Genomic DNA, 12,617 nt, shown 5'->3' on the forward strand with positions numbered 1-12,617 from the left:
TCATTTACTCAAGTCAGTAATGATTTAGATTATGTAAGATCCAAGTATTTCAGCGATAAAGATATGTCTCTTGAGGATTTATCACCAACAACAAAAACTAAGCTGATTAATAAGTTATTAAAATATAAAGGGTTTACAGCATACCAAAGCAAGTTAGATAAAGAGCCGCTATTAAAAAGGCTTAACGATGTTGTAAAAATCAACCTTGAACCAAGGTATGTTTTTGATGAATGTATTGCTTATTTTGGTCAAAACAGAATAGCGCTAGCTGGTTATACAACGCTGCAAGACACTATTTCTACGGTATTATCAAATGAGCGTAACCGAATTGAAATGGTGCTGCTTGATAGTTTGTCTTCAGGTACCAGAAAAACATTACTTAAATTACTTGAGTCAAATAATACCTTTACTGACTTAGCCAAGTTAAAGAAAATGGCTAAGGACTTTTCAACGAGCCAAATCACCCAAGAGCTGAAGACGCATAAAATTATACGCTCGCTTTATCCAGAAATTAAGTCACTGATTGCTGAACTGGAGCTATCACCTAAAAATCTTGAATACTATGCTTCACTGGTAAAGCACAAGTCCGTTTATAAGCTTAGAAGACACGCAGATAGTCAAACTATTTTATATCTCGTTTGTTACTTGTTCTTCAGGTACCGAGAGACTAACGACAATCTTGTTGCTGCATTTATTTACTTGGTAAGGAAGTTAACCGAATCAGCTAAAGGCTATGCAAAGCAGCGTATTGTTGAAGATGTAACCATTGTAAGAACCAAATTAAAATCCGCTGGTAGTTTATTAAAGTACTTCATCGATACCGATATGGACGATGATTTAAGCTTTGGTGATGTACGTAAAAAAGCCTTTGAATTGATCCCTGCTGACAGTATTAAACTGTTAAGTGATCACTTAGATAATAACGACTTTGATGGCCGTCAGTACGAATGGCAATTTATTGATAAACAATCCAGTAAAATTAAAAAACTTATCCGCTCATTATTTATGTCTATCGATATTGAGTTCATTCATTTAAAGGATGAACTCCATGAGCAGTATGTTATGGCACATTCTGAACTTAGTGAATTAAAGGCTATCCAAACCATTAACATCGATGTGGTACCTAAACATGACCGAGAGTATTTAGAGGGAGAAAATACCAAATTAATTGCTAATCGATTTGAGTATTTCCTTTATCGTAAAGCCGAACAATTATTTCACAGTAATAGCTTAACGGTGAAAGAAAGCGTTAATAACCGTAGTTTAACGTCAGATCTTATACAACCTAAAGAATGGCAGCAAAAAGAGACAATCATTGAAAACACTGGCCTTGATAAGCTGGCAACACCGATTAACCAAACACTCGCAGATAAGAGCCAACAATTAGAAGTTAAGCTGAAGGAAGCAAGCGAGCATATCTTTAGTGGTGATAATAAGTATGTTGAGTTTATTCCTGGCAAAGCCGAACTCAAGTGGTCAATTCCTAACAGCCGTTGGCAACAAACAATTGAAAACCCGCTCTACAATCAAATTCAACACATGGGTATCGTTGAACTCATGTTGTTTGTTGATCAAAAGACAGGTTACTTAAATTCATTTACACACATATCAGCAACTAAAGAAAAATCACCAGTAAATAAAGAAGATCTGATCGCCTGTATATTGGCAAACGGCACCAATTACGGCCTATATAAAATGGCGAATATCTCTGACCGTTCAATGGGTAAATTACGCAGTGTAGATGATAGTTATGTCAGATATGAAACACTCAAAACGTCTAATGATCAGGTTTCTAATGCTATAGCCACGTTGCCAATATTTGCCTATTACCATGTGGACGATAATCAGTTGTTTTCAAGCATTGATGGTCAAAAATTTGAGTGTCGCATAAATACGTTTAAGGCTCGGTATTCGTCTAAGTACTTCTCCAAAGGTAAAGGTGTTTCAGCATTAACATTGGTTTCTAATCATGTTCCGGTGAGTACGCAAGTCATTGGCGCTAACGAATATGAAGGTCACTTTGCTTTTGACTTACTCTATAACAACTCTTCAGATATACAGCCTAATACCTTATCGACCGATACGCATGGTACCAATAATGTTAACTTTGCTATATTAGATTTCTTTGGTTACACATTCGCCCCTCGATACGCGAAAATGAAAAAGGTGTTTTTTGAGCTATTTGAAGTGACTGAAGAGAACGGAGGCCGTATTCAATTAAAGAAAGATATTAATCATAAGCTAATTGCTGAAGAATGGGACAATATTCAGCATATTGTTTGTTCATTGAGTCGTAAAACCACCACTCAAAGCACAATCATTAGAAAGTTGAGTAACGGCAAGAGCCGAAGATTGTCAGCATTGCATGAGTACGACCGTTTAATTAAATCTATTTATGTTTTGGAGTATGTTGATAATTCAACGTTGCGTCATTACGTCCAGCAAGCCTTGAACAGAGGTGAAGCATACCATCAGTTAAAACGTGCTATTACTTCAGTTAATGGCAATAAATTTCGTGGGGGAATGATTACCAAGTATCACAATGGAACGATTGTGCTCGACTCATTTCAAATTGCATTATTTATTATAATTCCGCGTTACTATCGGCATTTTTACAAATCCAAGAGAGGAACGGTAGGCAAGATGTGGTTGATGTTATTTCTCGGCTTTCACCTGTTGCTTGGCAACACATTAATCTAAATGGGGAATATGCCTTTAATAAAGACCGCAAAGAAATCGACTTAGCTGGTTTACTTAGTGATGTAGAATCAATAAGTTAAAGAATGCCATCTGTTTGTATTTCTAATTCAAAAGGTACTGCGCATCAAAGTGCCATTAAAAATTGGAGGTGTTGATATTCTATATGCTTGATATATACAAGCTAACATTGATAGAAAACAGATAAGCTAACAAGTTTTTAGTCGAGCCATGAACTGTTCTATAATTGTTCTAATTGCAAAACTCTTCAATTTGGTTTGTTACTAGATTTAAAAATACTTTTCTATGCTCGATTTTAGTAAGTAGCAGCTTTTGGATGTCTTCAGGAACTTTTCTTTCTCCTGCATCTATTGCCATTAGTAATGGCTTGATATCAACTACAAGAAGACCTGCCGCCCTTGCTGCTCGAATGAACTTTAATCTCTTTAATGCACATAAGCCGTAAAGTGAATGGCCTGACTTAGTTTTTTCTTCGCAGTGTACTAAGTTCTCAAGAACATAATTTCTTACCGTATGGACAGATGTTTGTGCAGCTAGTGCCAGTTGAGAAATACTCAAAGGAAAATCCAACGCATCATCATCACTACTAATGAACTTATTGATGTCAGGTATCTCTGTCAAAAAACTGACTTCACCAACAGGAATGTTTTCAACCTTAGATTTAATCATGATTTAGCATGCTTCCAATTTGTGTTGTTAATGGAATGCCTTAAGATATCTTGATTACATTCAATCAATTGGCACTCCATTAACATTTCTGTAAGTACATTACCGTTAAATGATTACCCTGCGCAGCAAGATAGCTCTTTAACGTCTTTGCTAAAGGTTTGAGCGCATAACTTCAATCCTTCAACCATCGTCAAATACGGAAATAGTTGACCTGCCAATTCTTCGACTGTCATTTTATTATGAATAGCAAGAGCCGCACTTTGAATCAGTTCTCCGCCTTCATGGGCTAAAATTTGTGCGCCTATCAGTTTTCCCGTGGATTCTTCAGCTACCAACTTGATAAAACCATCCGTTTCAAAATTTGCTAAAGCTCTTGGTACGTTTTCCATATCAAGTACACGACTTATCGTATTTATTCCTACCGCTGAAGCTTGTACTTCGGTTAGACCTACCGTAGCAACTTGTGGGTCGGTGAATATAACAGCAGGCATGGTAGATAAGTCGAGTTGCGCATTTCCACCTGTCATATTAATTCCAGCCCTACTTCCGGCAGCAGCAGCAACATAAACAAATTGTGGCATATTGGAGCAATCTCCAGCGGCATAAATGTTAGCTGTTGATGTTTCCATCATACTATTAACAACAATGGCACCACTTTTATCTGTTTCAACACCAACATTTTCTAAACCAAGCTTTCCAGTATTTGCATGGCGACCCGTAGAGATAAGCAATTTTTCAGCGATTAATGTTCCTTCGTTAGTTTCCAATGAAAAACCATTGCTATCATAAGAAACATGACTTGCTTGCGTATTATTAAGTACCCTAATACCTTCTTTTTCAAAGCACTCTGCCAGTTTTTCACCTAATAACGGATCTTCAGCATATAAAAGGGTATGTCTGGCTAGAATTGTCACACGGCTACCTAAACGGGCATAAGCTTGCGCAATTTCCAGAGCAACAACGGAGGAGCCGATGACAACTAGACTACTCGGTAACTCTTCTGCAAATAAGGCTTCTGTTGATGTCCAATAAGGTGTATCAACTAAACCCTTAATTGGCGGAATGCTTGGTGTAGAGCCTGTTGCAATTAAAATGCGATCTGCAACCAGCTCTTCTTCACTACCATCAGACTTGTGAACTAGCAAGGTATTTTGATTTTTAAAACGTGCATAACCTTTAAGTAAAGATAGCGCGGGATTACTCTCTAAAATACGTTGATATTTAGCATCGCGTAGTTCTTCGACGCGAGCGTTTTGCTGATGTGCTAATAAGGAGCGGCTAAGTTGTGGCTGAATATTTTCTAAACCATCAAACGGGTTAGTACGTTGCTGATGCGCTAATTGCGCAGCACGGATCAATATTTTTGAAGGAACACAGCCGACATTTACACAGCAACCTCCGATTACATCGGCTCCTTCAATGATAGTAACTCTTGCTCCGCCTTCTGCTGCTTTAATCGCACTGGCAAAGGCCCCTGAACCACTACCAATAATGGCTACATGTAATTGTTCTGGCTGGATGTCATTTGACGAGCAACAACTATTCGTTGACATATTTTATTCCTCTTAAAAAGTTAAGCGGTACAAGTTTCATCATCACAGCGTTTATTCGCAGGAGAAACCATGTCCCAAATTGATACAGCAACCATTAGTCCTAGCCCCGTATAAGTAACGTATGAACTCCACCCGTACTGGAACCAAGGGTATAAAGAGAGTAAAACCAAAATGGGGCCAATTGAACCGATAAAACTACGGTGCCATTGACGATGGCTAAACCAGCCTAAGATATTCATTGCCAGCGCTAATACTGCAAACAGTGGTAACAACGTATTGATAAATACCCCTTCCCACTGACTAAGAAATCCCATCCCAATTGCCGCACCAAGACTAGCTATCGCGGGAAAACACATGGCGCATCCCATTGCCGAAACAAGTGCACCTATAGAGCCTGCTTTATCTCCGATACGCGTAACTAGTTCTAAGGGGCTAAACATTACTTATTTTCACTTTTTAAATTTGAAGGGTAGCCAGCGTTGGTAGTCGCTGCAATTAATGCATTGATGTTGGTTTTAGTGTCATCAAAAGAAACAACAGCTAGCTTAGGCTTGTAGGTAACTTTCGCATTTTCAACGCCATCAACATTTTCTAATGACTTTTTAACTGTGATTGGACATGTCGCACAGTTCATCGTTGGCACTTCCAGTGTAACTGTTTTTACTTCAGCAAAAGCACCAAAACTAGAAAGTGAAAGCAGTGCGGTTAATAATAATTTTTTCATAATTAGCTCCAAATTTTAAAATGTTATAAATTTCTTGATCTGTATATTAAGCAAACAAAAGTATCCAATAATTACTGGTCACTAAAATTGTCGCAACTATAGCGCTCAGCCAGAAAATGACTTTTCGTTGTTGCTGTTTCTTAGGAATTGCACAGGCCGTTCCCGGCTCACACTCTTCTACAGGACGGTAAATTTTCCAACCTGAGTAACCAAACAACAACACTACAAATGCGATAAATAATGGCCTATAGGGTTCAAATGCAGTTAAATTACCAATCCATGAGCCACTTACCCCAAGTAATAACAGGAGCAAAGGACCTACACAGCATACGCCTGCGCCTAATGCTGCTATGATGCCTCCTATCATTGGAAGGTTTGATTCTTTTTGATTCATATAGATACCTCATTAAGTGATAATGCAAGTGTATTGCATGTACCTAAGTACGGAGTCAAGGGTGATTTATAAAAAATTTATCTTTGATAATCTGCTACGACAGATACGGGGAATAAGCTAACTTGAATTAAGGCGCAGAAGTAAAATTGGATATGCTGTTTTAGTGGGAAATGGTAGTTAAGTGAATCATTTACTTCGGTTGCAACGAATCAATTATTGGGCAGTGGCTATCGTCATCATTATTTTGGCATTGTCCTAAATGTTCTTCCAAAGCGTGTTCTAACAACAACAAGTCAGCCATCTTTTTTTGTACTGCGATCAGCTTTTTATTAGCTAATTCTTGTACTTTACTACATGGACTATCGTTTAACGCAAGTAACCCTTCAATCTCATTTAGCGTAAAACCTAATTCTTGAGAACGCTTGATAAAATGTATTCTATTTACCGTTTCTTTCGGGTAATGTCTATAGCCCTGCATAGGCTTTGGTGGTTGTTTAATTAAGCCTTTGCGTTCATAAAAGCGAATTGTTTCGACATTTACACTCAGTTCTTTAGCCAACATACTTATGGTTCGTTTAGACACGTTATCAATTACCTTACTGACTTTTTGTTTACTTACTTTATATCTAATTAAAGTGACCATCAATGAATACCAGTTTAAACATCGCTAATTGATTTTGTTTTTTCTTCTATTAAATAAGTAAAGTTACCGTTGTTACAACAATATTAAACCACAACAATGTATGGTTTATCCTTTTTCATTATCAAAGTCCAAATTAGTGTTATTACATGCAGTTCTACATGAGTACACCCTAAAGATACTGTTAATATATCACAGGCAATTACGTAATGACACCACTTAAATAAACCTATATGATATGACACCATCTAAATAGACCTAATTAGGCAAAAATGTTCATAAGAGCATATTTACGAGCATCAACTTCTGAGCAAGATGCAAATAGAGCAAAAAGCTCATTAAAAAAATTCGTTTCTGGCTTCAGCAAACGAATTGCTTCTTTTTATATAGAAAATAAATCTGGTAATTCTTTAGATAGACCAGAGCTAATTCGTTTATTGGATGAATCAGAGTCCGGTGATGTTTTGTTAGTTGAATCAATCGATCGTTTAACAAGGCTAAGCCCTGATGATTGGAAAACTCTTGTAGCCTCAATAAATGAAAAAGGAATTAGTGTTGTTAGTTTAGATCTACCAACCAGTCATTTAACATTTGGCAGTTTTCCAAGTGATGATTTTATGAGATCAATACTTAGTGCTATTAATAATATGCTGTTAGAAATATTAGCGGCCAGTGCATATAAAGAATATCGAGAACGTGAACGTAAGCAAAAAGAAGGTATTGTAAAAGCACAGCAAAAGGGACTTTATCACGGTCGTCAGCCTGATTTAGAGGCTCATGATAGGATTGCCTCGTTTACTGAAGCTGGATTTAGTATTAATAAAACGGCTGAAGCAGTTGGAGTTAGTCGAAGTACGGTAATTAGAGTTAGAAAAAAGCTTAAAAATTTAGACTAAGGTTAATTTCGAGGGGATGGGCGCAAAACCCCAATATGTTTGGTCTAAAAAAATCGAAATTTTAATTAAAAACAAACTTAATATGTTCCATTGAAATTTATCATTGAGTGATGTTAATTGGAGGTTCAAATGTTACTCATTAAAAAAAAGCAAAGCCCAATACGCGGGTTATTTTACATTTCACTTTGTATTTCATTATCCATTGGAAGTTGCAGCTTGAATTCATATTTTCGATACGGCATGACTTTGCCACTTGAGTTTTACACTCCCTTAATCATTACTTTGATATTGCCTCTATTGAACTCAAAGCAAGGAACATTGCGTTTTGGGCCTGTTAAATTGTTTAGTTCTGGAAAATAGCGCGATTTTAAGAGTGTGATAGCTTAGATTTAAATGCTCGATGTGGAAGACTTACAATGAAAAATAGTACAGCACTAATATCAATAATCTTAGCGTGCTTATCTAGCGAAGCTGCAGCAATTATCCCTGGGGATAATACTGCATGTTATCCATTATCATATGATAGAGCTGCAATCAAAAAGCAAATAAAAGTGGATCTTCTTACTACGTATGCGGCCTTAAACACTATAAGTGGAGAGGAAAAACTATTGAATGACACTTACTCATCTGAACTTGAGAATATAAAAGTGGTATCTACTGAGTTTCAAAATTTTAAATTTTCTTACTCTGAGCGTGATGGCCAACTTTGTGGTTCAATAGTAAAAAAGTAATTAATTTAAAATAAGAGGTTAAACATGAAAGAATATTACGTTGTAGAAATTGGTTATAGTGGCGCTGGAGGTGCTGGAGGAGATGTAGCTAAAAGATTTACATTGGATAAAGACAAAGCTCTTTGGTTTGCTGAGGTATTTTTTACAGGCCTAAAAACATTAGATAAAGAGTCTGGCTTTATAAAAATTATTGGCTCAGATAAAACTCTTTCTTTAACGATTTCTAATAACACCCTACCCAAATTTAATAGTATCAAGCTGCCCTTGCCCCAGTGTAGCGATTAAGAATTCGATTTACTCATTTATGGGCTTCTCGCCCCTTTCGAAATCGGCCTAAAAACAAAGTAAGAAATAGATCTTCCCATGCCAAATACATTTTCTACTCCAGCGGCTCAAATCTTGGCCATTTAGGACACAAGCATTAAACGGCTAATTCAAAGCTTAAACACTCTTAGGCTTTTTTGACTTTTTTCATCCCAAGTTTCGAGGACAAATAATGCTAAAGTATGCGCAGAGTGAATAGCAAGCCTAGCGTGGCGTGGTTTCAAATTATAAACCTTGCGTCCTTCCCTATGCGCTGAGCTAGCATGCGTTCTAAATGCACCAATGCCTCCCACAATTGACAACATCCCAGATATAATCCTCTTTAGATCATCATCTTGAACTAGTTTAGTGTCAAAACCTAAATCATCTCTTACTACTTTCCAGACACCTTGGAGATCTTGCTTTTGGGGGAACGGTAATTTTTTATCTTCAATGTATACCTTAAAGATTGACTCTAATATATTACATGCAGCGGAAACAGCGTCTCGTGGGGCTGAATTTACATTATTTAATGCGCGGTTAAACTCAGCTTCTATTGAAGGGATATCATGACCTTTAATTACCTCCAATAATGATTTGCTGGGAGCTGAACTACCGTCCCCCCATTGATAGCTATCTTGAGCTAATTCATCAGATAACTCCATGTATTCTTCAATGATTTTCCCTAGAATTTTAAGTGGAAATCAGATTCTTCATTAATTCGTCGTAACCAAGCTTGTATTTTTACTTGTTTAGACCCTACAGGCGGTTCACCTGGTGCGTCAGCATACGTAAATAGGTTATCTAATCCAACGTGTGACTCTATCTCATGCAGATTATCTGATAAAACAGCAATAACTGGAGCAGGAATTTTTTGATATGAGCATTACAAATGCTAACAGTTTATCAAGCATTTAGCAGGGTATAAAAGATCCACTGTTATTTTCATCTGGATATCTTGTTTCTAAGAATTAAGGCTACCTTAACTAACAACATTAAAGCTATACCATCATACTAATATCTTAAATCAATACTCACCCGCCCATAGTGCCATTGAACAACCCTGATTGAATTGCGCCCTACTTCAAGAAGATAAAAATAAATAAAAGAAAAATTAAATTAAACAAAGGACAAAAACGCAGATGCTGAGGTGTATGCTTTATATACAATAAATGGTATGATGGTATAGAAATTAACCGCTTAATTGAATTGCCTATGTCTTTGTATAATGATGTTGCGTTTGCATTTAACCAATTAGTTAGTGCGACTGAAGCACTTAACCAATTCCTTCATGAATGTGAGGTGGTTCATGCTGAATGCTATAAGTTACCAGCTTCAGCTGGTGATATGTCCGATACTAGTGGCTGGGAATTAGTAATCCCTGAAAAGCATACCGGCTTTACTGCATTAAGTATGGCCACAGGTTCTTTTGCCCGGTTTACGCCAGATTATAACCACTCACCTAAATACCCTTTTAGACTACCTGGCTTTATCCAATTGGCGCCAATTCATTATCAATCAGCTTCACAGCTGGTGGATGCATGTAATTTACAAAAAGTGATAATAAAAGAGCTCATCAACAGCAGCAAACTCAATCAAGGTCAAAAGCGAGAGCTAATACAGTCAATTTGCCCTAACGCTATTACCTTACAAATATACAGGCTGATCAAAGCTGCTGATGGCCCAGTTAAACGAGTTGGTTTTACTTGGTGTAACAAAAATAGTATGAGAACTATTAACAAAGAAGAGTTTCTTAAGTATTTAGCCGGCAGTAAAGATAACCCACCTTCAGGTAAAACTAGATCTGAATGGGCGCCATGGGTTGAAAAAGAAATTGAATTAGTGAAATCAAAACCTGGCGAATTTATCAAGGTGAAAAGACCTTTACCAATAACACCTAAGCTGAACGTTTCTTTCACTGATGACACTAACACGGTTATGTTTTATGGCCATGTACCTATCATTGTATTCGGTGATGAGCCTTGTAAGATCTCACCATTAAAGAGTTGTATCAGGACAACAAGTGAAGCTGAACATTACAATTATTTAATCAAAAGACTGTATGTAGTGAATGAATAGATTTTGAGGTTAGTATAATGACATCGGCAGAATGATGCATGACGTTCGCACTATAAAATTATCGTACGAAAAGGAGAATCTCGTTTCTGAATTATACGATGGAATGAAAATTGCGATTATATGCGGACAACTCAAACCAACTACTTAATTATAGGCAACAAAGTGAACTACTCAGCCTGCCTTTGAAATTCGCGGAAACAGAATCCATGGCTATTTGAGAGCTTCCCCACCCTGTATATGAGATTAAATTTACATATATATGAAGGTGACACAGGCCGTCTATGAAATTCGGGCTTAAACTGTATTGCCCCGCTTGCTGGACACGCTATACACACCGCGGCTTTGAGCGTTATTTGACAAGCACTTATCAAAAATGGAGTAATAATTAAAATGCTTTAAAATATGACGACTCCTTAGATTCCATACGTTATGAATTGAGAGCACTTGGGTTCCGCTTTATAAAACCTAAATTAAGACAATAAATCTGATTTGACTCGCTATACTCCTGGTTGGTTTCACCAGAAAATACTCAAAAAGCAATGGCTGGGAGCTACTCCCTGGTAGTGGAGGCCCGTCAATAGCAAATACTATATAGTGGGAAAGATAATTTCAGTTATGGGCCAAATAGTTCCGGATACCTACCGCTTGTTATCTATAGAGACTTTATTGGCAAAAGAAAGCCCCAGATAAATTTTACAAGGATTTGTATTATACCACGAGCTTTACTGACAAGGTTAATCATAAATATGCTGTTGATGATGACAAGGCAACATAGTGATAAAGAACACCGCAGCCACAATTGGCAAAGTTGCGCATAGCTCAGAACAAGTAAAAATAACAATGAATAAGTTAGAGCAAAAAGCGAAGTTTTATTGATATTTTATCTGTCATTCAAGGAATTGCCTTATAAACCAATTTACTGGAACTGAATGCTGCGATAGAAGCTGCAAAGCCGGCGAATAGGGGGACTGTTGCTTATGAAGTAAGAACATTAGAGAGCCAAACACACGATGCAACTGAGGAGATTCAGTCAAAGTTCAACTTATTGCTGTCAGGTAGCCGTCAAGAGTCAGGGCTTATAGTCGAGAGTGTTTATATTGCGGGTACGACACAAGAGCAAAGTACAGTATTGTGAAGACGTTTCCAGAAATATTACCGAGATATCTATGATGGAGGTATAAGCCTCAAAAATAGCATTAAAATTTAAGTCAATGAGAATCATTGGAGATTGCACATTATTTGCTCTTTGAGAGATTCTAGACTATCTTTCAGCTAACTTCATCAAAGTTATACTGTTTTATAGTAGTACTGGGCTAATGAAACCTTTGTCTTGAGAAAGCCATATGCAGAAAACGCAAACACTTTTATTTACCAAAAGTTTAAAAGGTATGAATCGCCCCGAGTTCATCGGAGACCAGTTTGTTTAAGTCAGGCCACTTTACCTGACTCGTTTAAATTATCATAGTAGTCTGTTTCATATTGAGCTGGTGAAATATACCCAATTGAAGATAATAAGCGTTGATTATTAAACCAATTGACCCACTCTAACGTTGCGTATTCAACAGCATCAACATTCTTCCACGGGCCATTTCTGCGAATAATCTCTGTTTTAAATAATCCATTTATTGTTTCAGCCAATGCATTGTCATAAGAGTCACCCACACTGCCTACAGACGCTTGAATTCCAGCTTCAGCAAGTCGCTCAGTGTATCGTATAGACAAATATTGGCTGCCTCTGTCGCTGTGGTGAATTAACCCTTCGGGGTTGCCACGATGCCAAATAGGGGTTCTAGGGATTTTCCCCTCTAAAAAGACTTAATCCTCTGTAGACCACACCAATAAATGGCTGCGGAGGTGGGTTACTACTTATAAGTGTGGCAAATTAGGTAAATATCGTACATTTAATACGG

The 12,617-nt window shown here is 37.2% G+C and carries 13 protein-coding genes and 1 pseudogene; 6 read left to right on the top strand and 8 right to left on the bottom strand.

Translation table 11 applies throughout. The features are described 5' to 3' along the window. The coding region (locus ABMY41_RS20165; RefSeq protein ID WP_349276060.1) for a Tn3 family transposase at positions 1–2,700 on the top strand (2,700 nt) is incomplete at its 5' end. Between the two features lie 249 nt (positions 2,701–2,949). Here the strand turns inward: ABMY41_RS20165 and ABMY41_RS20170 are convergent. From ABMY41_RS20170 to merR, 6 genes are all read right to left on the bottom strand, one after another. Continuing rightward, entirely contained in the window at positions 2,950–3,387 is a 438-nt protein-coding gene (locus tag ABMY41_RS20170) for a MerR family transcriptional regulator (RefSeq protein WP_008110853.1), read from the bottom strand. A 113-nt stretch (positions 3,388–3,500) separates the two neighbouring features. Beyond that, positions 3,501–4,940 (bottom strand): mercury(II) reductase, encoded by a 1,440-nt coding sequence (merA, locus tag ABMY41_RS20175; protein ID WP_008467329.1) that lies wholly within the window; start codon positions 4,938–4,940, stop codon positions 3,501–3,503. 20 nt (positions 4,941–4,960) lie between these two features. Beyond that, positions 4,961–5,380, bottom strand: coding sequence for an organomercurial transporter MerC (gene merC / locus ABMY41_RS20180; RefSeq protein WP_008467331.1), 420 nt, complete (start codon positions 5,378–5,380; stop codon positions 4,961–4,963). After that, positions 5,380–5,664 carry a mercury resistance system periplasmic binding protein MerP gene (merP, locus tag ABMY41_RS20185; RefSeq protein ID WP_008110847.1) on the bottom strand — a complete coding sequence of 95 codons (285 nt, stop codon included), beginning with the start codon at positions 5,662–5,664 and terminating at the stop codon, positions 5,380–5,382. The genes merC and merP overlap by 1 nt, the downstream gene beginning before the upstream one ends. 46 nt (positions 5,665–5,710) lie before the next feature. After that, on the bottom strand, positions 5,711–6,058 hold the full coding sequence (locus ABMY41_RS20190) for a mercuric transporter MerT family protein (protein ID WP_016899520.1): 348 nt from the start codon (positions 6,056–6,058) through the stop codon (positions 5,711–5,713). A gap of 190 nt (positions 6,059–6,248) precedes the next feature. Next, complete coding sequence (gene merR, locus ABMY41_RS20195) at positions 6,249–6,701, bottom strand: Hg(II)-responsive transcriptional regulator (protein WP_008110844.1); 453 nt, start codon at positions 6,699–6,701, stop codon at positions 6,249–6,251. Positions 6,702–6,970: 269 nt separating this feature from the next. On the opposite strand from merR, the gene ABMY41_RS20200 reads away from it, so the two are divergent. The 3 genes from ABMY41_RS20200 (at position 6,971) to ABMY41_RS20210 (ending at position 8,610) form a co-directional block, all read left to right on the top strand. After that, the gene (locus ABMY41_RS20200) at positions 6,971–7,594 is read left to right on the top strand and encodes a recombinase family protein (protein WP_008467336.1); all 624 of its coding nucleotides are present in this window, start codon (positions 6,971–6,973) and stop codon (positions 7,592–7,594) included. A gap of 416 nt (positions 7,595–8,010) precedes the next feature. Beyond that, complete coding sequence (locus ABMY41_RS20205) at positions 8,011–8,325, top strand: hypothetical protein (RefSeq protein WP_235374274.1); 315 nt, start codon at positions 8,011–8,013, stop codon at positions 8,323–8,325. Between the two features lie 24 nt (positions 8,326–8,349). Beyond that, positions 8,350–8,610, top strand: coding sequence for a hypothetical protein (locus ABMY41_RS20210; protein ID WP_235378300.1), 261 nt, complete (start codon positions 8,350–8,352; stop codon positions 8,608–8,610). Positions 8,611–8,759: 149 nt separating this feature from the next. Here the strand turns inward: ABMY41_RS20210 and ABMY41_RS20215 are convergent, their stop codons facing one another. Next, positions 8,760–9,293: an abortive infection family protein gene (locus ABMY41_RS20215; RefSeq protein WP_235374277.1), complete on the bottom strand. Its 534-nt coding sequence runs from the start codon at positions 9,291–9,293 to the stop codon at positions 8,760–8,762. Positions 9,294–9,843: 550 nt separating this feature from the next. Between ABMY41_RS20215 and ABMY41_RS20220 the strand changes: the two genes are divergently transcribed. Next, on the top strand, positions 9,844–10,707 hold the full coding sequence (locus ABMY41_RS20220) for a DNA replication terminus site-binding protein (protein WP_235378299.1): 864 nt from the start codon (positions 9,844–9,846) through the stop codon (positions 10,705–10,707). Positions 10,708–11,626: 919 nt separating this feature from the next. Then, positions 11,627–11,842 carry a hypothetical protein gene (locus ABMY41_RS20225; RefSeq protein WP_318532827.1) on the top strand — a complete coding sequence of 72 codons (216 nt, stop codon included), beginning with the start codon at positions 11,627–11,629 and terminating at the stop codon, positions 11,840–11,842. Positions 11,843–12,135: 293 nt separating this feature from the next. Here the strand turns inward: ABMY41_RS20225 and ABMY41_RS20230 are convergent. Then, positions 12,136–12,465, bottom strand: a pseudogene (locus ABMY41_RS20230) (integrase core domain-containing protein); the annotation flags it as partial. Between the last annotated feature and the right edge of the window lie 152 nt (positions 12,466–12,617).

It is taken from the genome of Pseudoalteromonas sp. BZA4, assembly GCF_040104395.1.
Classification (GTDB): domain Bacteria; phylum Pseudomonadota; class Gammaproteobacteria; order Enterobacterales; family Alteromonadaceae; genus Pseudoalteromonas.

What these genes read in the sequence shown, in the direction of transcription:
- ABMY41_RS20170 (WP_008110853.1), bottom strand. Translation starts at nt 3,387, where the DNA reads ATGATTAAATCTAAGGTTGAAAACATTCCTGTTGGTGAAGTCAGTTTT.
- merA (WP_008467329.1), bottom strand. Translation starts at nt 4,940, where the DNA reads ATGTCAACGAATAGTTGTTGCTCGTCAAATGACATCCAGCCAGAACAA.
- merC (WP_008467331.1), bottom strand. Translation starts at nt 5,380, where the DNA reads ATGTTTAGCCCCTTAGAACTAGTTACGCGTATCGGAGATAAAGCAGGC.
- merP (WP_008110847.1), bottom strand. Translation starts at nt 5,664, where the DNA reads ATGAAAAAATTATTATTAACCGCACTGCTTTCACTTTCTAGTTTTGGT.
- ABMY41_RS20190 (WP_016899520.1), bottom strand. Translation starts at nt 6,058, where the DNA reads ATGAATCAAAAAGAATCAAACCTTCCAATGATAGGAGGCATCATAGCA.
- merR (WP_008110844.1), bottom strand. Translation starts at nt 6,701, where the DNA reads ATGGTCACTTTAATTAGATATAAAGTAAGTAAACAAAAAGTCAGTAAG.
- ABMY41_RS20200 (WP_008467336.1), top strand. Translation starts at nt 6,971, where the DNA reads ATGTTCATAAGAGCATATTTACGAGCATCAACTTCTGAGCAAGATGCA.
- ABMY41_RS20205 (WP_235374274.1), top strand. Translation starts at nt 8,011, where the DNA reads ATGAAAAATAGTACAGCACTAATATCAATAATCTTAGCGTGCTTATCT.
- ABMY41_RS20210 (WP_235378300.1), top strand. Translation starts at nt 8,350, where the DNA reads ATGAAAGAATATTACGTTGTAGAAATTGGTTATAGTGGCGCTGGAGGT.
- ABMY41_RS20215 (WP_235374277.1), bottom strand. Translation starts at nt 9,293, where the DNA reads ATGGAGTTATCTGATGAATTAGCTCAAGATAGCTATCAATGGGGGGAC.
- ABMY41_RS20220 (WP_235378299.1), top strand. Translation starts at nt 9,844, where the DNA reads ATGTCTTTGTATAATGATGTTGCGTTTGCATTTAACCAATTAGTTAGT.